General features: G+C 66.0%; 16 protein-coding genes. 6 read left to right on the top strand and 10 right to left on the bottom strand.

Translation table 11 applies throughout. From position 1 onward, the window contains the following. Positions 1–3 precede the first annotated feature (3 nt). A complete protein-coding gene (gene argJ / locus AC5RT4_RS16735) occupies positions 4–1,170 on the bottom strand; it encodes a bifunctional glutamate N-acetyltransferase/amino-acid acetyltransferase ArgJ (RefSeq protein ID WP_494106496.1) in 1,167 nt (388 codons plus the stop codon). After that, positions 1,167–2,198, bottom strand: coding sequence for an N-acetyl-gamma-glutamyl-phosphate reductase (gene argC, locus AC5RT4_RS16730; protein WP_494106495.1), 1,032 nt, complete (start codon positions 2,196–2,198; stop codon positions 1,167–1,169). Before argC ends, argJ begins: the two co-directional genes overlap by 4 nt. Before the next feature lie 132 nt (positions 2,199–2,330). On the opposite strand from argC, the gene AC5RT4_RS16725 reads away from it, so the two are divergent. From AC5RT4_RS16725 to AC5RT4_RS16715, 3 genes are all read left to right on the top strand, one after another. Beyond that, positions 2,331–3,296, top strand: a complete 966-nt coding sequence (locus AC5RT4_RS16725) for a quinone oxidoreductase family protein (protein ID WP_494106494.1) — start codon at positions 2,331–2,333, stop codon at positions 3,294–3,296. Positions 3,297–3,473: 177 nt separating this feature from the next. Continuing rightward, the gene (locus tag AC5RT4_RS16720) at positions 3,474–7,391 is read left to right on the top strand and encodes a Pls/PosA family non-ribosomal peptide synthetase (protein ID WP_494106505.1); all 3,918 of its coding nucleotides are present in this window, start codon (positions 3,474–3,476) and stop codon (positions 7,389–7,391) included. A 68-nt stretch (positions 7,392–7,459) separates the two neighbouring features. After that, on the top strand, positions 7,460–8,818 hold the full coding sequence (locus tag AC5RT4_RS16715; protein WP_494040811.1) for a M1 family metallopeptidase: 1,359 nt from the start codon (positions 7,460–7,462) through the stop codon (positions 8,816–8,818). A 45-nt stretch (positions 8,819–8,863) separates the two neighbouring features. Here AC5RT4_RS16715 and AC5RT4_RS16710 read toward each other — a convergent pair whose 3' ends face one another. From AC5RT4_RS16710 to pheS, 3 genes are read right to left on the bottom strand one after another with little or no spacing between them, the layout of a single operon-like run. Next, on the bottom strand, positions 8,864–9,541 hold the full coding sequence (locus AC5RT4_RS16710) for a 4'-phosphopantetheinyl transferase family protein (RefSeq protein ID WP_494040812.1): 678 nt from the start codon (positions 9,539–9,541) through the stop codon (positions 8,864–8,866). 17 nt (positions 9,542–9,558) lie between these two features. Further along, positions 9,559–12,102, bottom strand: coding sequence for a phenylalanine--tRNA ligase subunit beta (pheT, locus tag AC5RT4_RS16705; RefSeq protein ID WP_494106493.1), 2,544 nt, complete (start codon positions 12,100–12,102; stop codon positions 9,559–9,561). Between the two features lie 2 nt (positions 12,103–12,104). Beyond that, a complete protein-coding gene (gene pheS, locus AC5RT4_RS16700) occupies positions 12,105–13,166 on the bottom strand; it encodes a phenylalanine--tRNA ligase subunit alpha (RefSeq protein WP_494040814.1) in 1,062 nt (353 codons plus the stop codon). A 208-nt stretch (positions 13,167–13,374) separates the two neighbouring features. Here pheS and AC5RT4_RS16695 point away from each other — a divergent pair, with 208 nt between their 5' ends. Both AC5RT4_RS16695 and AC5RT4_RS16690 read left to right on the top strand, forming a co-directional pair. Then, positions 13,375–13,851, top strand: a complete 477-nt coding sequence (locus AC5RT4_RS16695; protein ID WP_494106492.1) for a hypothetical protein — start codon at positions 13,375–13,377, stop codon at positions 13,849–13,851. 65 nt (positions 13,852–13,916) lie between these two features. Next, positions 13,917–15,047, top strand: a complete 1,131-nt coding sequence (locus AC5RT4_RS16690; RefSeq protein WP_494106491.1) for an Rv2578c family radical SAM protein — start codon at positions 13,917–13,919, stop codon at positions 15,045–15,047. On the opposite strand, the gene AC5RT4_RS16685 is transcribed toward AC5RT4_RS16690, so the two are convergent. Further along, a complete protein-coding gene (locus AC5RT4_RS16685) occupies positions 15,044–15,493 on the bottom strand; it encodes a (deoxy)nucleoside triphosphate pyrophosphohydrolase (protein ID WP_494106490.1) in 450 nt (149 codons plus the stop codon). The genes AC5RT4_RS16690 and AC5RT4_RS16685 overlap by 4 nt on opposite strands. Positions 15,494–15,650: 157 nt before the next feature. Between AC5RT4_RS16685 and AC5RT4_RS16680 the strand changes: the two genes are divergently transcribed. Beyond that, on the top strand, positions 15,651–16,859 hold the full coding sequence (locus AC5RT4_RS16680) for an MFS transporter (RefSeq protein ID WP_494106489.1): 1,209 nt from the start codon (positions 15,651–15,653) through the stop codon (positions 16,857–16,859). A 6-nt stretch (positions 16,860–16,865) separates the two neighbouring features. On the opposite strand, the gene AC5RT4_RS16675 is transcribed toward AC5RT4_RS16680, so the two are convergent. From AC5RT4_RS16675 to infC, 4 genes are all read right to left on the bottom strand, one after another. Then, positions 16,866–17,777 carry a TrmH family RNA methyltransferase gene (locus AC5RT4_RS16675; protein WP_494106488.1) on the bottom strand — a complete coding sequence of 304 codons (912 nt, stop codon included), beginning with the start codon at positions 17,775–17,777 and terminating at the stop codon, positions 16,866–16,868. A 66-nt stretch (positions 17,778–17,843) separates the two neighbouring features. Next, entirely contained in the window at positions 17,844–18,236 is a 393-nt protein-coding gene (gene rplT / locus AC5RT4_RS16670; protein WP_494106487.1) for a 50S ribosomal protein L20, read from the bottom strand. Positions 18,237–18,356: 120 nt separating this feature from the next. Further along, on the bottom strand, positions 18,357–18,551 hold the full coding sequence (gene rpmI / locus AC5RT4_RS16665; protein ID WP_009358635.1) for a 50S ribosomal protein L35: 195 nt from the start codon (positions 18,549–18,551) through the stop codon (positions 18,357–18,359). A gap of 116 nt (positions 18,552–18,667) precedes the next feature. Then, a complete protein-coding gene (infC, locus tag AC5RT4_RS16660) occupies positions 18,668–19,669 on the bottom strand; it encodes a translation initiation factor IF-3 (RefSeq protein WP_494106486.1) in 1,002 nt (333 codons plus the stop codon). Between the last annotated feature and the right edge of the window lie 261 nt (positions 19,670–19,930).

Here is a 19,930-nt window from a genome sequence, read left to right as displayed (position 1 = left end):
GGTTCAGCTTGAGTAGGCGCTGTTCTCATGCACGTAGTCGTGGGTGAGGTCGTTGGTCCAAATGGTGGCCTCGGCGTTGCCGGCCTGCAGGTCGATTTCCACCAGGACCTCGCGCGGTTCCAGGTCCACCAGTCCACGGTCATCCCCGATGCTGCCGTTCCGGCAGATCTGGACGCCGTTCATGGCTACGTTCAGCTGGTCGGGTTCGAAAGCGGCGTCCGTGGTGCCTACAGCGGAGAGCACCCGGCCCCAGTTCGGGTCCTTGCCGAAGATGGCGGCCTTAAAGAGGTTGGACCGGGCCACGGAGCGGGACACTGTTTCGGCGTCCGCTTCGCTGGCCGCGTTGAAGGTGCGGATGGCGATGTCGTGGCTGGCACCTTCGGCGTCGGCAATGAGTTTGCGCGCCAGTTCCGCGCAGACCTGGGTGAGGCCGGCGCCGAAGGCCTCGGCGGACGGCACGGCCCCGGAGGCGCCGGAGGCGAGCAGGACCACTGTGTCATTGGTGGACATGCAGCCATCGGAGTCCGCGCGGTCAAAGGTGACGCGGGTGGAATCGCGGAGGACGACGTCGAGCAATTCCGCTTCCACCGCGGCATCCGTGGTGAGGACCACCAGCATCGTGGCGAGTCCGGGCGCCAGCATGCCGGCCCCCTTGGCGATGCCGCCGATGGTGAACTCCTGGCCGTCTGCGTCGGTGCCGATAAACAGCGCCGCCTTCGGAACCGAGTCGGTGGTCATAATGGCGGTGCCTGCGTCCGGTCCACCGCCAGTGCTGAGGGCAGCCGCGGCAGCCTCCACGCCGGGAAGGATCTTGTCCATGGGCAACTGCTCGCCGATCAGGCCGGTGGAGCAAACGAACACGTCAGTAGCAGAAAGGCCCAGCACTTCGGCCACTTTTTCGGCCGTGCTATGGGTGTTCTGGAAGCCGGTAGGCCCGGTGCAGGCGTTGGCTCCGCCGGAGTTCAGGACCACGGCGTCCACCCGGCCGTCCGAAACCACCTGGCGGGACCAGTGGACGGGGGCCGCTGCAACCCGGTTGCTGGTGAAGACGGCGGCAGCGGACTTGGACGGGCCGTCATTGACCACCAGGGCGAGGTCGGGCTTGCCGGAGGTCTTGAGTCCGGCGGTAACGCCGGCGGCCCGGAAGCCACGGGGTGCGGTAATGGTCACGGGGCTACTCCCTGCAGGTCAAGCCCGGCGGTTTCCGCCAGGCCGAGGGCAATGTTCATGGACTGGACGGCGCCGCCGGCGGTGCCCTTGGTGAGGTTGTCTATGGCGCAGGTGACGATCACGCGGCCGGAATGGGAGTCAAAGGCCAGCTGCATGGCTGCGTGGTTTGATCCCTGGACAGACTTGGTGGCGGGCCACTGCCCGTCCGGAAGCACGTGCACGAAGGGTTCGCCGCCGTACGCATCGGTCCACGCCTGGCGGAGCTGTTCGGCAGTAGTACCCGGTTTCACCTTCGCCGTAGCCGTGGTGAGAATGCCGCGGCTCATCGGTGCGAGGGTGGGCGTGAACGACACTGTCACCTGCTCCCCTGCTGCGTTGGAGAGGCCCTGCTCGATCTCGGGCGTGTGCCGGTGGCCGCCGCCTACGCCGTAGGGGCTCATTGAGCCCATCACCTCGGAGCCAATCAGGTTGACCTTCGCTGCCTTGCCCGCACCTGAGGTGCCGGAGGCGGAAACAATCACGACGTCGTCGGGCTGGAGGAGGTTGGCAGCGAACCCGGGCGTCAGGGCCAGCAGGGCCGACGTCGGGTAGCAGCCGGGCACGGCGATCCGGCTGGCGCCCTTGAGGGCTTCACGCTGGCCGGGCAGTTCGGGCAGGCCGTAGGGCCAGGTTCCGGCGTGGGCTGAGCCGTAGAATTTTTCCCATGCCGCCGGGTCCTCCAGGCGGTGGTCCGCACCGGCGTCGATTACCACTGTTCCTTCCGGAAGCTGGGCAGCAATCTCTGCGGAGGCCCCGTGCGGCAGCGCGAGGAACACGACGTCGTGGCCCGAAAGGTTTTCCACGGTGGTGTCCTCGAGGATCCGGCCGGCCAGCCCGTGCAGGTGGGGCTGCAGCTCGCCCAGGCGTGAACCGGCGTTGCTGTGCGCGGTGATCGCTCCGATGGTCACGTCCGGATGGCCCGCGAGCAGGCGGAGCACTTCTCCGCCCGCGTAGCCGCTGGCCCCGGAGACTGCAACAGAAATAGTCATGGCCTCGACTATACAGCAATACTTATGCACGATGGCCGATATTTATGCATGCTTTGCTTCCTGGCCTGCTGGTATCCCTAGGATGGTCACAGCAGCTGGAGCCCGGAAGTTCCGGGCCTGGGAAGGGGAGCAATGACGCACGCAATCGTCGCACGGCAGGCAGGCGGACCGGAAGTCCTCGTTTACGAAGAAGTGGAAGCTCCCGCTCCCGGTCCCGGACAACTGCTGATCCAGGTGGCTGCAGCGGGCGTCAACTTCATTGACACCTACAAACGCGGCGGGGTTTACAAGGTCCCGTATCCGTTTACCCCGGGCTCGGAAGCCGCGGGAAAGGTTGTGGGCGTGGGCCCTGGGGTAACGGCGTTCGCGGAAGGGAACCGGGTGGCTACGGCCGAGGGCGCAGACTGCTATGCCGGCTATGCGCTGGTCGACGAGGATAAGGCCTTGTCTGTGCCGGAAGGACTGGACGATGCCACCGCCGCCGCCCTCCCCCTGCAGGGCCTGACCGCACATTACCTGGTCAACTCCACCTTCAAGGTTGAAGCCGGCCAGGACGTCCTGCTGCACGCCGGCGCAGGCGGGGTGGGGCTGCTGCTCATCCAGCTCCTCAAGGCCAAGGGTGCGCGGGTCATCACCACGGTCTCCACCGACGAGAAGGAAGCCCTCGCACTTGACGCCGGGGCGGACCACGTCCTGCGGTATGACGGTTTTAGTACGGCCGTGCGGGACCTCACCGACGGCAAGGGAGTGGACGTTGTTTATGACGGCGTTGGCAAGGACACCTTTGACGGTTCCCTTAACGCCCTTCGGGTGCGGGGGACTCTGGTTCTGTTCGGCGCAGCCTCCGGCCCCGTTCCGCCTATGGACCCGCAGCGGCTGAACGCAGGCGGCTCGCTGTTCCTCACCAGACCCACCATGGCGCACTACCTGCAGGACGCGGCGGAACGGCGCTGGCGCTCGGACGAGATCTTCGCCGCCGCCGCGAACGGCAGCCTCAAGGTCCGGATCGGCGCATCGTATCCGCTCGCGGAGGCCGGTCAGGCGCACCGCGACCTCGAAGGCCGCCGCACCACCGGAAAGGTCATCCTGGTTCCGTAACGGCAGCTTCCGGGCCCGGGGCGCAACTTGAGCGGGTATAAAGTTCGCCGGGCCCGTGTTGAACAACGTCGGACCAACGGGTGGACAGCCGGCAAATTTGGTCACTTTCTGTTCACCTTGTCCCGGCACACTGCTCTGGTGACCGAGCAACAAAGCAGCAGCCTTGCAACAGACGGCATCCCGGGGCTCCTCCCCCGCTACGAGGCGCAGCTTGCCGGGTCCGCCGCGACTCCCCCCGCGAGGACGCTTGTTGACATCCTCCAGGACACCGCGGACCGCTACCCGGATGCCTCCGCCCTTGACGACGGCCGGGAATCCCTGAGCTACGCCCAATTGCTCGCGGCGGTCCGCTCGGCCGGACGGGAGATGCACCTTGCCGGGCTCGGGGCCGGCGACAGGATCGGCGTTCGCGTCCCGTCCGGCACCAACAGGCTGTACATTTCCATCCTGGCCATCCTGCTCATTGGCGCTGCCTATGTTCCCGTGGACGCGGATGATCCCGAGGAACGGGCCAGGCTGGTATTCGCTGAAGCGCGTGTCGCCGCCGTCGTGACTGAAAGCGGAGTGACGCTCAACGGCACCCGGCCCTCGCCCTTTCCCTCCCCCCGGACAGCAGAGGTTGATGATGACGCCTGGGTAATCTTCACGTCCGGCTCCACGGGAACCCCCAAGGGCGTCGCCGTCCGGCACCGTTCAGCAGCCGCCTTCGTGGACGCCGAGGCCCGGATATTCCTCGCCACAGAGCCCGTTGGAACGTCAGACCGGGTGCTTGCAGGCTTGTCAGTGGCTTTTGATGCCTCGTGCGAGGAGATGTGGCTGGCGTGGCGGCACGGCGCCTGCCTGGTCCCGGCTCCGCGGGCATTGGTCCGCACCGGCATGGACTTGGGCCCCTGGCTCATCAGCCACGGCATCACCGTTGTGTCCACCGTCCCCACCCTGGCTGCCCTGTGGCCCGCGGAAGCATTGGAAAACGTCCGGTTGCTGATCTTTGGCGGCGAAGCCTGCCCCCCGGAACTGGCTGAACGGCTGGCCGTTGACGGCCGGGAAGTCTGGAATACCTACGGCCCCACTGAGGCCACCGTTGTGGCCTGCGCTGCCCCCTTGGGCGGACGGGGACCAGTGCGGATCGGGCTTCCCCTGGACGGCTGGGATCTGGCGGTAGTGGACGGCCAAGGCGTTCCGGTCCCGGAAGGAGCCGTAGGTGAACTCATCATCGGCGGAGTAGGGCTTGCCCGTTACCTGGACGCGGCCAAGGACGCCGAAAAGTATGCGCCCTTCCCGGCACTCGGCTGGCAGCGCGCCTACCGCTCGGGTGACCTTGTCCGCTACGAAGCCGAGGGACTCGTCTTCATGGGCCGCGCCGACGAGCAGGTCAAACTGGGCGGACGCCGCATTGAACTTGGCGAAGTGGATGCCGCATTGCAGGCCCTGCCCGGGATCGCCGGTGCTGCGGCCGCCGTCCGTACGACGGCGGCCGGGAACCAGATCCTGGTGGGGTACCTTGCGCCCGCCGGGGCTGCGAAACCGGACCTTACCGCCGCCCGCCAAGCCCTTGCTGCCACCCTTCCCGCCGCCTTGGTTCCGCTGTTGACCGTCGTCGGCTCCCTGCCAACCAAGACCAGCGGCAAGGTGGACCGGAACGCCCTGCCCTGGCCGCTTGCAGGTTCCGGCGCCGATGACGCAGCCGCTGCCCCGCTTAACCTCCCCGATGACGCCCGCTGGATTGTCGAGCAGTGGGGCGCCGTCCTCGGCATCAAGGCGACCAGCCTCGACGCAGACTTTTTTGCCGCCGGCGGCGGGTCCCTGGCCGCAGCCCAACTCGTTTCCGCGCTCCGGGTCCGCTACCCCACCATCACTGTGGCAGACATCTACGCCACGCCCCGGGTCGGGGCCCTCATCGATGCTGCCCGCCAGTCCATGCCGAAGGGAGCTGCGGCCGGCCCCGCCGAGGCGCGCATCGTCCGGCCTACCGCCCGCAAGTCCCAGGTTTTCCAGACTCTGATGGGAGTGCCGTTGCATATCCTCGTGAGCATGCGGTGGCTGACCTACCTGATGGCAGGCAACAACGTCCTCGCCGGGCTGGCCGGTTTCAGCGGCGCGGTAACAGTGTCCTGGTGGTGGGTTGGTGCGTCCTGGCTGGTGTTCGTCAGTCCTGCCGGACGCATCGGCTTGTCCGTGGCCGCGGCCCGTCTCCTGCTCCGGAAGGTTGAGCCCGGGACCTACCCCAGGTCCGGCAAAGTCCATCTGCGGTTGTGGCTGGCTGAGCAGATCCAGGATCTTGCGGGGGCGATAAGTCTGGCAAGCGCACCCTGGGTTCCCTATTACGCGCGCGCTCTGGGTGCGAAGATCGGCAGTAACGTGCACCTGCACTCGCTGCCGCCGGTCACCGGCTTCCTCTCGCTTGGCAACGGGGCGAATGTGGAGCCCGAGGTGGACCTTTCGGGATGGTGGATCGACGGCGACGACGTGCACATCGGAGCCATCCGCATCGGGGCAGGTGCCACGGTAGGTGCCCGCAGCACCCTGATGCCCGGCGCCAGCATCGGGGCAGGCGGGCAGGTGGAGCCGGGTTCGGCAGTTCTGGGCAAGGTCAAGGCGGGCCAGGTTGTGGCGGGTTCCCCGGCAGAACGCAGGGGCAAAGCCAAGCAGAACTGGCCGGCCCAGCCGCCCACCAGTCCAGGACTTGACCGGCTCTGGCTTACCGCGTTCGCCGCCGCCAGCACCTTGCTGGCCATGATTCCCTACCTTTCCGCGGGAGTTGCCTGCCTGGTGGTGTTCTCGTTCATCAGGGGCAACAGTTCGCTGTCGGAGGCGTGGCTTCCCCTGCTGGTTTCCTTGCCTCTTGCCGCCCTTGCCTGGTTCGCTGCCAACCTGCTCCTGATCCTGGGAACCACCCGCCTGCTGGGGTTGGGCCTGCGCGAGGGCTACTACCGTGTCCGGAGCCGGATCGGCTGGCAGGTCTGGGCTACGGAACGCGTCCTGGATCTGGCCCGCGACCTGCTGTTTCCCATCTATGCCAGCCTGTTTACACCTGTCTGGCTCCGGCTGCTGGGCGCAAAGGTCGGAAAGAACGTGGAAGCTTCCACCGTGCTGCTGCTTCCCAAAATGACCACGGTGGGCGAGGGCGCGTTCCTGGCCGACGACACCATGGTGGCCTCTTATGAGCTTGGCGGCGGCTGGTTGAGGATCGCACCGGCCAAGATCGGCAAGCGGTCATTCCTCGGCAACTCGGGAATGACCGGAGCGGGCCGCAATGTTCCAAAGAACTCGCTGGTGGCCGTACTCTCGGCGACGCCGTCCAAAGCCAAGTCCGGAACATCCTGGCTGGGAAGCCCTCCCGTCCGTTTGCGGCGCACCGCTGTCGCGTCAGACAACTCGCGCACCTACCAGCCGCCGCGGAGGCTGAAAATCGCCCGGGCGCTATGGGAAAGCTGCCGTTTCGTTCCCGTGGTGCTGACAGTGGGACTCGCCGCCGCGGTCCTGCTGGCCTTTGACTGGTTGGCCTCGGCCGGTGGTTATGCGCTGGCTGCCTTGCTTGGGGGTTTGGTGATGCTCCTGGCAGGAGCAGTGGCAGCCGGCAGCGCCGTTGCGGCCAAGTGGCTGCTCATCGGCCGGATCAGGGCCGGTGAACATCCCCTGTGGACTTCTTTCATCTGGCGCAACGAAGTGGTGGACACGTTCATCGAGATGGTCAGCGCGCCCTGGTTCGCCCGTGCCGCCACCGGCACACCGGCCCTTGTCTGGTGGCTGCGCGCCCTTGGGGCCAAAATCGGTTCCGGAACATGGTGCGAGAGCTATTGGCTGCCGGAGGCTGATCTCGTTACCTTGGGTGCGAACTCCACCGTCAACCGGGGCTGCGTGGTTCAAACCCACCTTTTCCACGACCGGATCATGAGCATTGGCCCTGTTACGCTCGAAGACGGCGCAACGATGGGACCACATGGTGTCATCCTTCCGCAGGCGCGGATAGGCTCCGGTGGAACAGTTGGTCCCGCATCGCTGGTGATGCGTGGGGAGACAGTACCGGCGGGAACCTACTGGATGGGCAACCCTGTCAGCCCGTGGGCCGGGCCGGCCCTGCCGCCGGCGAAATAAGGCGCTCCGGCATCACCTGCAGCAACACTTCTCCGTCCAACAACAGTAGTAGCGAAGGCCCCTCCCCGATGAGCTCGCCAGAAACAGTGCGCGGAACCTCCACCCGCGGGTACGGACCCGCCCTGGACTCAGGCCCCTATGCTGCCCACCATGGCACCGGCGCCTATAGTGTGCACCGGTACGAGCTGGAACTGGATTACAGGCTTGCGAGCAACCGGCTGAACGGCAGGGCCCTGCTACACGCCGTAGCCAACCGCGCTGCTTCGGCCGTTGTGCTTGACCTGGCCGGGCTTCGGGCAGTCAAAGTGCAGTTCAACGGCCGCCGGGTGCGCCGCTTTTCCCAGCGCGCCGAACAACTGGTGGTGCATCTGGAGGCCGCCCTCGTTTCCGGCGAAGGCTTCACCGTGGACGTCCGCTATGAGGGCAATCCTGCTCCCCGCCGCGGCCTTTGGGGCGAGGTGGGCTGGGAAGAATTGACTGACGGTGTACTGGTCGCAGGACAACCCAACGGCGCCCCTTCCTGGTTCCCCTGCAATGACCAACCCCGGGACAAGGCCAGCTACCGCATCTCCGTCACGACGGACACTGGCTACCGGGCCGTCTGTAACGGCGTGCTGGTCAACAACACACGCGGGTCCAGCAGGGAGACCTGGACGTACGAGCAGAAAGAGCCAATGGCCACCTATCTGGCCACGGTGCAAATCGGCAGGTACGAATCCGTGGTCCTTGACGACGGATCTGCCGGCGGCGTGGTCCAGACCGCCGCGGTGCCCCCGTCCCTCGCCGACGCAGCAGGGGCCGCGCTGGGACGGCAGCGTGACATGATGGCGACATTCGTCCGGCGGTTCGGCCCGTACCCCTTCCCGGGATACACCGTGGTGATCGCTGATGACGTACTGGAGATCCCGCTCGAAGCCCAATCGCTGTCGATCTTCGGACGGAACCACATGGGCTTCGATTGGGAATCCCAGCGGCTTATCGCCCATGAGCTTTCGCACCAGTGGTTCGGCAACTCGCTGACTGTGGCAGGCTGGCATGACATTTGGCTTCACGAGGGTTTTGCCTGCTACGCGGAGTGGATCTGGTCTGAGGAGGCCGGCGTCCTGGGCGCCCAGGAGAGGGCAGCGTCAGCCTGGCATGTGCTGGCCCAAGCGGAACAGGACCTGCTGATCGGAGATCCCGGCCCCGCCCTGATGTTTGACGACCGCGTCTACAAGCGGGGTGCGCTGGCACTGCACGCGCTCCGGCGCCATTGCGGGGACCTGGCCTTCTTCACACTGCTGCAGGAGTGGACCAGGACCCACTCCCACGGATCGGTTGCAACAGCCGACTTCGTGCTCGCGGCGAACCGCGTGACGGGCATCGACGCCGAGGCGGTGCTTCATCCCTGGCTCTTCGAATTGGCGCTTCCGCCGCTGCCGGCCTAGCAGAATCCGGCTTGGCAAAACCCGGCCCAGCAGAATCCGGCCACGCTAACTGAGCCGGCCGAGCGCTACGGCAGCAACGAGCGAGGCCGGCAGGCCTGTTGCGGCAGGCGGCAGGTCGGTCAGCCCCGGCTTGTCCAGGACAGCCACCTCACGGGGATCCCTCCGGAGTCCATCGCCGGTCATTTTGAGCCAGGCCTCTTTCCGGGTCCACAGCCGCGCCCTTTCGCGGAGGAGGGCTGATCCGTGGAGACCGGCAAGGGCGGGCTTTTCTCCGTCCGCCAGGGCCACGGCGTCGAAGCCCACGAAGTCAAGCCGTTCCGGATCCTCGGCGTCGGCACCCAGCCTTTCCCCCGCCGCCGGTGAGTGGAGGGCCGCCAACAGAACCCAGTCCCCGGCACGGGCCATGCTCAGCAGCAGGGGCAGCGACCGGCCGTGATGCGTAAAACCCGGGCGGCCATGGGACAGGTCAGGTCCGGACCCGCATCGCGGACAGGAGTACGCTGCCGTCAGTTGAGCGGCGGGGATCTCGAGTATATTGCCCGCAAAGCGGCGCAGGGCCGCCCTGCCGGCCAGGAAGCGGGCGGCGGCACCGGGTTCCATGGCTGCTGCCCGCAACGCCTCTGCCCGCCCGGGAATCACTCCATCCCCGGGACCGGTGCCTGCCTGCGGACAGCGAAGATCAGCAGACACATTCGCTGCCCGCAGCACGAGCCTGGAGTCCATAGGGCCCGGTGTGCCGCCTAGCGCTGGACCGCGCCGAAGCGCCCGGCCGCCGCTGCCACTGCGGCTTCCCGTGCAGCTGATGCCTCATCCGCTGTCAACGTGCGGTCGGCCGCGCGGAAGCGGAGCCCGAAAGCGAGGGACTTCTTGCCTTCTTCGATCCCTTTGCCGGTGTAGACATCGAAAAGCGCAACGTCCTCCAACAGCTCACCGGCGCCTTCCCGGAGTGCTGCCAGTACGTCCTCGGCCGGAACGCCGGCAGGCACCACAAGCGCCACGTCCTGGGTGGCAACCGGGAACGAGGAAATGTGGCGCGCCACGATGACGTCCGCCGCGGCGCTGAACAGGGCGTCGGCGTTGAGTTCCAGGGCAACGGAGCGGGCAGGCATGTCAGAGGCTGCAAGGAGCTTGGGGTGCAGCTCTCCGGCGTAACCCACAACCTCCCCCGACCGCAGGGACAGCTGCGCCGCACGGCCCGGGTGGAATGCCTGGTGGCTGCCCTGGCTGACCACTACTTCCACGCCGAGGACGTCACCGGCAAGGCGGGCAATGTCCAGGGCGTCCGCCCAGTCCCATACCCGCGGCGCGTGCGCCGCGGCGGCCGGGGAATCGTGCCCGGTGAGGACCACGGCAAGGTGGAACGGTTGGGCCGGGACGCCGTCGTACAGTCCATCCAGCACCTCATCGGCCGGCTTGACACCCAGGGGCGGGATGGAGTCTGTCCCCATCCGCTCCGCCGGCAGGAACACCAGGCCCGACTCGAAGATGGCGAGGTCGCGGAAACCGCGTGAGTGGTTGCGCTTGGCCACCTCAATGAGACCCGGCAGGATGGAGGTGCGCAGGAAGCCCTGCTCCTCGCTGATGGGGTTTGCCAGCTTGACCGCTGTCCGCCCTGCTCCCTGTTCCGGCACGCCAAAGGTGTCGTTGGCGGCCTTGGACACAAAGGGATAAGACAGCACTTCGGTGAGCCCGGCGTCAGCCAGCGCCTGGATGAGGCGCCGGCGCTGCTGCTGCACGCGGGTCAGGCCGCGCCCGGGAGGCGCCACCGGCAAGGTGGCGGGAATCCGGTCGTAACCCACAAGCCGGGCGATTTCCTCGGAAAGATCCTCCTTGGTCTCCAGGTCATGCCGCCAGCTCGGGGCAGTAACGCTCCACCCGCCGTCGTTCTTCACCACGGTGGCGCCAAGGTCCTCAAGGGAAGTAACAATCTGCTCTTCGGTGAAATCGACGCCGATCCGGGCGGCAGCGAAGTCCGCGGGCAGTGCGATCGTGACGGGGTCCGGGGCGGTGCCGACGTCGGTTCCCGCCTCGTCAGCCGTGCCACCCGCCAGATCCACCAGGAGGTCCACTACCCGCTGCGCGGCGATGCCGGCCACCTGCCAGTCCACGCCGCGCTCGAAACGCTTGGAGGCCTCGGACGGCAGCTTGTGCCGGCGGCGCGAGCGGGCAATGGAAACCTCATCGAAGTGCGCGGCCTCGACAAGGATGTTCGACGTCGAATCGCCCACCTCGGTGGCCGCCCCGCCCATCACGCCGGCGATGCCAATCGGCCCGGAAGCGTCGGTGATCAGGAGGTCCTCGGCGTCGAGCGTCCGTTCCTTGTCATCCAAGGTGGTGATCTTCTCGCCCGCCAGGGCCCGGCGCACCACGATGTCCCCGGACAGTTTGTCCAGGTCATAGCAGTGCGTGGGCTGGCCGAGTTCCAGCATCACGTAGTTGGAAATGTCCACCGGCAGTGAGATGGAGCGGATGCCGGCCAGCCGGAGCCGGGAGGTCATCCACGGTGGTGTGGGCCTGGTGGCGTCCACACCACGGATGGTGCGGGCCACGAACCGGTCGCAGCCCGGCTTGCCGTAGATCGGGGCGTCGTCGTTGATTTTGACGCCATAGCCGCCCGCGAGCGCCGCGGGAGCGCTGACCCGCGAGGCGGGATCGGTGAAGGCGGTCCCGGTGGCGTGCGCGTACTCGCGTGCCACGCCGCGGATGGAGAAGGCGTAGCCGCGGTCCGGGGTGACGTTGATTTCCGCCGCCTGGTCGTAGAGGCCCAGGAGCTCCATGGCGTCGGTGCCGATTTCGGGATCCAGCCCAATGCGGGACAGCACCAGGATGCCGTCATGGTCCTCGCCGATGCCGAGTTCGCGGACCGAGGCGATCATGCCGGCGGAAAGGTGGCCATAGGTCTTGCGGGCAGAGATGTGGAAATCGCCGGGGAGAACCGCGCCCGGAAGCGTGACCACTACCTTGTCGCCCTCAACGAAGTTGTGGGCGCCGCAGATGATGCCCTGCACGCCGGACGGGTCGATGCCCTTGCCTGTCAGGGTCTGCTCCTGACCCTCGGGGACAACACGGACCTGGCACCAGTTGATGGTTTTGCCGTTCGTCTGCGGTTCCTTGACCAGGCTCAGCACCTGGCCCACCACGATGGGGCCCTGGAGGGTGTCCGTGGGGCGGTGGACGTCCTCCTCCTCAAAGCCGACCTTGACGAGCTCGGCCATAACGTCTTCGGCCGTTGCTCCGGCCGGTACCTCTGCGAATTCACGCAGCCATGACATTGGGATACGCACTGTTAGATCTCCATCCCGAAGTGCTCGCTGAAACGTACATCGCCTTCGATCATGTCGCGCATGTCCCCCACCTCGTTGCGGAACATCAGGGTGCGTTCAATACCCATGCCGAAGGCAAAACCTGAGTAGATCTCCGGGTCGATGCCTGCGGCACGGAGCACGTTGGGGTTGACCATGCCGCAGCCGCCCCACTCGATCCAGCGCGGGCCGCCCTTGGCACCGGGATGCCAGATGTCCAGTTCCGCGGATGGCTCCGTGAACGGGAAGTAGTTGGGGCGCAGCCGGATCTGGGCTTCGTCGCCAAACATTTGCCGGGCAAAGTGCTCAAGGGTGCCGCGCAGGTCAGCCATGCTGAGCTTCTTGTCGATGGCCAGGCCCTCGAACTGGTGGAACACCGGCGTGTGCGTGGCGTCCAGCTCGTCCGTGCGGAATACCTTGCCTGGGCACAGGACGTAGATGGGCAGCTCGCGTTCCAGCATGGAGCGGACCTGCACCGGAGAAGTGTGGGTGCGCATCAGGAGGTGGGCCTCGGGCGGTTCCACAAAGAAGGTGTCCTGCATCTCGCGCGCCGGGTGGTCCGGTTTGAAGTTCAGTGCATCGAAGTTGAACCATTCAGATTCGACTTCCGGCCCCTCGGCGATCTCCCAGCCCATGCCCACAAAGATGTCCGCAACGCGGTCCTGGAGGGTGGACAGGGGGTGGCGGGCGCCGGCACGGCGACGGCGGGGGGCGGCAGTGACGTCAACGGTTTCCTCGAGCAGGATACGGGCGTCGTTTTCCGCTTCGAGTTCTGCCGTGCGGTCGGCGAGCGCCTTGTTGACGCGTCCGCGGGACGCGCCCATGAGCTTGCCGGCGACGGCCTTCTGGTCCTTGGGCAGCTTTCCGATTTCGCGGTTGGCGAGGCTGAGCGGCGACTTCTCACCGGTGTGCGCGAGCCTCACCGCCTTGAGCCCGTCAAGGGTGGCCGCGCCGGCAATGGCGGCGATGGCCTGGTCTACAGCGGCAGTGATGGCGGCTTCATCCGTGGGGTTCGGGATGGCGGCGTCCGGCAAAGTTTCAGTCATCTACTGTTCTTAGCTACGAGTCGTGGCTGCCGGCGGCGGCGCGGCCGGCGCGGTTTCCCCGCGGCGCGTCCGTCACTGGCAGGTCATGGATGAATGACCTGAATACTCGTGCAAGTATCAGTTCATTCAATGACCGGGTCAGGGCGCACCGGAAGATCCGGCGGCCACTGCCCTCCAGTCTAATTGAACCCCCGGCTACCATGTCCTCATGACACCACGGCCGGCCTCTCAATCCCGGGCGCCCCTGACAGTCAGCCAACGGCTGCGGCTGGCCGCCAACGTGGTCAATGGCAGCACTGCCCTGGGCCTTGCCGTGGCTGCGGCGGCGCGGACGGAAGTCAGCAGGGGCCCGCGCGGGCTGTTCATCGCGGCAGGATACCGGTGGCGTCTGCCGTTCGCCGGCGCTTTCACCCTCGGGAACGTGGTTCTGTGCCGCGGCACTGCTTCTGACCTGCTCTCCCGGCCGGCGCTGCTGGGACACGAGGAGAAACACTGCTCCCAGTACGCGTGGTGCCTTGGGGTTCCTTTCCTTCCGCTGTATCTCCTCGCCGCCGCCTGGTCGGTGGTCCGGACCGGCAATCCGGGCACGGGCAATGTCTTTGAACGCCGCGCCGGGTTGGCCGTCGGCGGTTATCCTGCGCCCTCGAACCGCCGCTCCCGCCGCCCTTCCAAGATGGAGACGTGAGGCTCGGGCGCGGAAGCCGGCGGCGGTGCTTGACTTAAGTTCGAACGTATATTCGAATGGAGGTCATGAGATGGGATGCCCAAGCACTGATGCCGGCGCCGGTGGAAGCGGGTGCGGCCGCCCCTGCGCTGCTTCCACTCGCGGGCCTGGTCAGGTCCGTGACCACTCCCGATTTCGCCGGCATCACCTTCCACGAGGTCACTTCCAAGTCCGTGCTCAACAGAGTCCCGGCCGGTTCGCGGATGCCTTTCGAGTGGACCATCAACCCCTACCGCGGCTGCAGCCACGCCTGCGTCTACTGCTTTGCCAGGAAGACGCACACCTACCTCGATTTCGACGCCGGGCTGGACTTTGACAGCCAAGTGGTGGTGAAAGTCAACGCTGCCGAGGTCCTTCGCAAAGAGCTGGCCAAACCGTCCTGGACACGCCAGCAGGTGGCCCTGGGCACCAACACGGACCCGTACCAGCGCGCCGAGGGACGTTACCGGTTGATGCCTGGGATCATCAACGCCCTCGCTGAATCCGGCACTCCCCTTTCCATCCTGACTAAAGGAACGCTGCTGGCTCGGGACATCCCCCTGCTGAAGAGCGCGGCCACCCAAGTGCCTGTGGGGCTTGGCATCTCCCTGGCCATGACCGACGAAGCCCTGTCCGAGTCCGTGGAGCCGGGAACGCCTGGGCCGCGGGCACGGCTGAAGCTGGTATCGAGGCTTCGCGAAGCCGGGCTGCCCTGCGGGGTCATGGCCATGCCCATCCTGCCGTGGCTCTCGGACAGCGACGAAGCCCTGGATTCTCTTTTCGCCTCCCTCGCAGCCGCCGGAGCTACCGGGGTCACTGCCGGTGCGCTGTACCTGAAGCCCGGGACCAGGGAATGGTTTATGAAGTGGATCGCAACAAACCATCCCGTACTCGCCGGCCGCTACCGGCGCCTTTACGGAACCGGTTCCTATGCCTCCAAGGAGTACCGCACCTGGCTCGCAGGAAAAGTCCGCTACTTCAAGGCGCGGCACGGTTTTTCCCACTCGTCCGGCTTCAGCCACCGGGAGCTGGACGATCCCCGTGGTGAGGAAGCGGAGTACCCCGCAGGCGTCATCCCATCCATGGCGGCGGGAACGCCGCAGCCAGGGTCCGGACAGCCAGGATCCAGCGCTTCGGTGAGCCCGCCAGGGGCAGCGGACCAGGCGACGCTTTTCTAAGAGCGCGTTGATCCTGCCGGAATCGCCGCTGCGGCGAGCAGGGCCCGGACAATCGGCAAATCAGCGGGAATCCACGGAAGCCCCAGGACTTCCTTCGGGTTATCCAGTGACACCCACCGGAGTTCATCATGGTCCTCGAGGGGCTGGGGCTCACCGCCGGCGATTTCCGCGAACCATACCCGCATGCTGGCCTGGTCATTCAAGGGCCAGCCATGAGGAGCGTCGGCCGGAAGCTCTGCGCCCAGCCGGACGCTGATTCCCAGTTCCTCGGCCAACTCCCGGCACAGCGCCGGCTCCGGTTCCTCGCCCGGCTCCACCTTGCCGCCCGGGAACTCCCAGAGGCCGGCGAGCTTTTCCGGCGCGCTGCGGCGGGCCACAAGCAGCTTGGTGGGCTCCCGGAGGCGGTCCACCACAGCGCCGCCCACCACCTGTATCAGTCCAGTCACCGCTTCATTCTATGGGGGACAATGGAGGTACCCGGGCGCTCTTTCCCCGTCCCGGGAATACCTGCATGCCCGAAGAAGTTTTCACGGGGGTCCAGGACTACATCAGCCCCATTGCCGTGGCTGCACACCTACCTCCAGCACTTTGAAAAGCAGGCACATGAGCAGCGTCCTAGAATCACCCACGGCAAAGAGCACCTCCTCCCCCAATATCGCCATGGCCATCATCGCCCTAGCCATGGGCGGGGTGGGCATCGGGGTCACCGAGTTCACCATGATGGGCCTGCTCAAGGAAGTGGAACAGGGCCTCAACATCAGTACGCCCGAAGCCGGGCACCTTATCTCCGCCTACGCGCTGGGCGTGGTGGTGGGCGCCCCACTGCTTGCCGCGGTCGGTGCAAAGCTTCCGCGCAAAAACCTCGCGCTGGGCCTCATGCTGTTCTTTACTGTCGCCAACCTCACCTCTTTCCTGGCCCCTGATTACGGGACCATGCTCGTATCACGGTTCGCGGCCGGCCTGCCGCACGGCGCGTTTTTCGGCGTTGCCGCTGTCATCGCCGCCTCGCTCGTGCCCGCCACCCGCCGGGGTTGGGCCATCTCCATGGTTATGGCAGGTCTCAGCATTTCAAACGTCATCGGCGTGCCGGCGGCAACGTGGGTGGGACAAACCTACGGCTGGCGGCTGCTCTTTATCCTTGTAGGCCTCCTCGGGGCGCTGACCCTGGTGCTGATCTGGCGCTTCGTTCCCTTCCACGAGGCCCACCCTGACGCAAGCATCCGCCGGGAACTTGGGGCGCTGAAACGGCTGCAGGTGTGGCTCGCCATCATGATTGGCATCGTGGGCTTTGGCGGATTTTTTGCCACGTACACCTACATCTCCCACACGATGACGCATGTAGCCGGCCTCCCGTCCGCGCTGATTCCACTGGTGGTTGCGCTTTACGGCCTGGGCATGGTGGCCGGCAACGTGGTGGGCGGCAGGATCGCCGACAAATCAGTGATGGGAACCCTGTACAGCGTGCTGCCTGCCATCGCGGCAGCCCTGGTGGTGTACGCCATCGCCGCCCACTGGCCCTGGTCAGCACTGGTGATGGTCTTCGTGGTGGGAGCAGCCGGGTCCATGCTTGTGCCTGCGCTGCAGACCCGCCTCCTGGACGCCTCCCCGGACGCGCCGTCCCTGGCGTCGTCCCTGAACCACGCTGCCCTCAACGTAGCCAACGCCCTGGGCGCTTTCCTGGGCGGGCTGGTCATCGCCTGGGGTTGGGGCTATGTGGCCCCCGCCCTGGTGGGCGCATGCCTGGCTGTACTGGGGCTTGGTGTTGCCCTTGCAAGCGGGATGCTGGAACGCCGAAAACCACTTGCCGCGTGAACCCTATTAGGGGCTGACGCCTGCGGGCACCTGCTGGGAACGGGCACTGGCATAGAGGCAGACCGTGGCAGCAGTGCCGAGGTTAAGGCTTTCCGCAGCTCCGTAAACCGGAACTGCCACCCTGTGGTCAGCCAGGCCCAGCTCCTCCTGGGACAACCCCTGCGCTTCATTGCCGAAGAGCCAGGCGGTGGGGGCCGCCAGGTCGTACGCGGAGTCGGGTCCTGCACCGGTAAGCCTGCGCCGGGCGTTCTCGTCCTGCAGGGCATCAAGATTGAGGGATCCGTAACCGTCCGCTGCCAGGATCCCGATCCCCCGGGCGCGGCATGACGCCGCGAGGCGGTTCACGTCGGCCCCGAGCACCACGGGGAGGTGGAACAGCGATCCCGCGGTGGAGCGGACAGCCTTGGGGTTGTAGATGTCCACGCTGGAGCCCGTGAGCACCACTGCGTCTGCTCCGGCGGAATCTGCCGCACGCAGAACGGTTCCGGCATTGCCGGGATCACGGACCTCGCACAGGACGGCGATCAGGCGGGGACCGGCGTCGAGCACTTCCTCCAGCGTGACGTCCAGGAAGCGGCAAACGGCAATGATTCCCTGCGGGTTGACAGTATCCGCCATAGCGGCCAGGACGTCCTCCGTGGCAAGCCGGGCGTTCGTGCCTTCGGACAGCTCCTCGAACTCCGGAAACCGGTCCAGGCAGGCTTCGCTTGCGAAGAGCTCCATAACCAGTCCGGGGGCTCCTGCGGCCACGCGCTGCTGGTGCAGCTTCAGTGCTTCGCGCACCGCCTGCGGGCCCTCAACCAGGAACTGGCCGCGCTTTAAACGGGCCGGGCGCCCGGCAAGTTTTGCCACATCCCTCACCCGATCTGCTCGGGGGTTGGAGAGTGGAAAATCCTGCGGGCGCCCGGTTTCGTTCATATAGGAAACCTTAGTGGCTAGGGCCACGGGTTCCTGAACTGCCCCTCGTCCGAGGGAAGGCAGGTACTACTGTGCAGCGGCAACCCTCTTGGCGGAGGTGTCGACCGGCAGCGAGTCCTTGGCAACCTGGACCAGCGCAGCAAAGGCGTTGGCGTCGGAAACGGCCAGTTCGGCGAGCATGCGGCGGTCAACCTCAACCTCAGCGGCCTTCAGGCCCTGGATCAGACGGTTGTAGGTGAGGCCATTCGCGCGGGAAGCAGCGTTGATGCGCTGGATCCACAGGCGGCGGAAGTCGCCCTTCTTCTTCTTGCGGTCACCGTAGCTGTACACAAACGAGTGCAGCAGCTGCTCTTTTGCCTTGCGGTAAAGGCGTGAACGCTGTCCACGGTAGCCCTTTGCGCGTTCAAGGATAACCCGGCGCTTCTTGTGGGCGTTGACCGCCCTCTTCACACGTGCCACGTGCGTACTCCTTCGAAAATTCTGCTCCCAAGCATCTACTGCCGGAATTTCCCGGCGGCCTGAGAAGGCTTTTTGGTAGGTGACTTACACCAGGTGGTGGTCAGTCAAAAAACTTGGAAACTAGATGCCGAGCATCTTCCGGATGACCTTGGCATCGCCCTTGAAGACGATCTTGTCGCCGGCGAGGCGGCGGGTCAGCCTGGAGGACTTGTGCTCGAGGTAGTGGCGGCGGTTTGCCTGCTGGCGGCGCAGCTTGCCGCTGCCGGTCAGCTTGAAGCGCTTCTTAGCACCACTGTGGGTTTTCATCTTCGGCATGGGAACCGATCTCCTTACGTGTCCGCAGGCTGGGCCTGCAGTTCTATCGCGCAGCTGCCCCGAGGGACGGCGTGCTGGTTGCTGACTGCCGGAGGACGAACGCCGGCAGCTGTGGACTAAGTTGTCTTCTTGCCGGCCGGCTTCGGCACTGCCTTGGGGGCAGGGCGTGCGGCAGGCTTCGGTGCAGCCGGCCTGGCCACCGGCTTCGGCGGAGCAGGAACTGCTGCAGGCTTCGGCGCCGCAGCTGCCGGCTTGGCAGCTTCGGGCTTTTCCGCAGCCGGCTTGGCGGCCGGTGCTGCAGCCTTGGGTGCCGGAGCGGCAGCAGCCTTGGGTGCGGGAGCGGCAACCTTGGGCGCAGGAGCCTTTGGAGCTTCCTGCTTCGGAGCTTCCTGCTTGGCAGCGGCTTCCTTGGCAGGTGCCACAGGTGCGGCCGGTTCGACGGCGGGAGCAGCCTCCTGCTCAGGAGCCTCAGGCACTGCTTCCGGCTCCGTCGAGATGGTGAATCCCTCGGGAAGCAGGTCCGCGAGGGACTGCGTCAGCGGTGCCTGGTCGTCACCGGAAACGTCGATGCGGCCAGCTGCCTTGGCTTCGTTTTCTGCCTTGGCTTCAGCCCGCTGCGTTGCGCGGCGTGCTTCGGCTTTGGCCTCCGCCTTGTTCTTCAGGGGCCCAACCACCATGACCATGTTGCGGCCGTCAATGCGGGGGCTGGACTCGACCACGCCGACTTCAGCGACATCCTCAGCAAAGCGCTGCAGCAGCCGGATGCCCATCTCGGGACGCTGCTGTTCGCGGCCGCGGAACTGGATCATGGCCTTGACCTTGTCCCCGGCGCCGAGGAAGCGCAGGGCATGCCCGCGCTTGGTCTCGTAGTCGTGGGTGTCGATCTTCAGGCGGAAGCGGATTTCCTTCAGAACGGTGTTCGTCTGGTTCTTCCGTGCTTCACGTGCCTTGACTGCGGCCTCGTACTTGTACTTGCCGAAGTCCATCAGCTTGCACACCGGAGGCTTCGCCTGAGGTGCAACTTCAACGAGATCAAGGTCAGACTCGGCGGCCAGGCGCAGGGCATCCTCAATACGGACGATTCCTACCTGTTCACCTGCAGGGCCGACCAGCCGCACCTCGGGGACGCGGATACGCTCATTGATTCTTGGCTCGCTAATGTTAAAGCTCCTGTGTTGTTGTGGGATCCCGGCAAATAGAGAAGGCCCCCAATTGCCGGAGCAATCGAAGGCCTCGAAGATTGGCTGTGCCTGCCCCAATAGAGGACTGCACAAAGGGGGTCCGGCTGTGCCGGTTCCAATGCCAACCAGTACCCGGCAACCTTGCGTTCCAATACTTCTTTGGAACAGCGGCTGACGCGGGTGGGAGAGAACTCCGCT

The organism is Arthrobacter sp. sptzw42 (assembly GCF_059089685.1).
Note: the sequence above shows the minus strand (reverse complement) of the source record. Positions and strands in the feature narration are given on the sequence as shown.

Coding starts and splice junctions, on each gene's coding strand:
- argC (WP_494106495.1), bottom strand. CDS start 2,198: ATGACTATTTCTGTTGCAGTCTCCGGGGCCAGCGGCTACGCGGGCGGA.
- AC5RT4_RS16725 (WP_494106494.1), top strand. CDS start 2,331: ATGACGCACGCAATCGTCGCACGGCAGGCAGGCGGACCGGAAGTCCTC.
- AC5RT4_RS16715 (WP_494040811.1), top strand. CDS start 7,460: ATGAGCTCGCCAGAAACAGTGCGCGGAACCTCCACCCGCGGGTACGGA.
- AC5RT4_RS16710 (WP_494040812.1), bottom strand. CDS start 9,541: ATGGACTCCAGGCTCGTGCTGCGGGCAGCGAATGTGTCTGCTGATCTT.
- pheS (WP_494040814.1), bottom strand. CDS start 13,166: ATGACTGAAACTTTGCCGGACGCCGCCATCCCGAACCCCACGGATGAA.
- AC5RT4_RS16695 (WP_494106492.1), top strand. CDS start 13,375: ATGACACCACGGCCGGCCTCTCAATCCCGGGCGCCCCTGACAGTCAGC.
- AC5RT4_RS16690 (WP_494106491.1), top strand. CDS start 13,917: ATGAGATGGGATGCCCAAGCACTGATGCCGGCGCCGGTGGAAGCGGGT.
- AC5RT4_RS16680 (WP_494106489.1), top strand. CDS start 15,651: ATGAGCAGCGTCCTAGAATCACCCACGGCAAAGAGCACCTCCTCCCCC.
- AC5RT4_RS16675 (WP_494106488.1), bottom strand. CDS start 17,777: ATGAACGAAACCGGGCGCCCGCAGGATTTTCCACTCTCCAACCCCCGA.
- rpmI (WP_009358635.1), bottom strand. CDS start 18,551: ATGCCGAAGATGAAAACCCACAGTGGTGCTAAGAAGCGCTTCAAGCTG.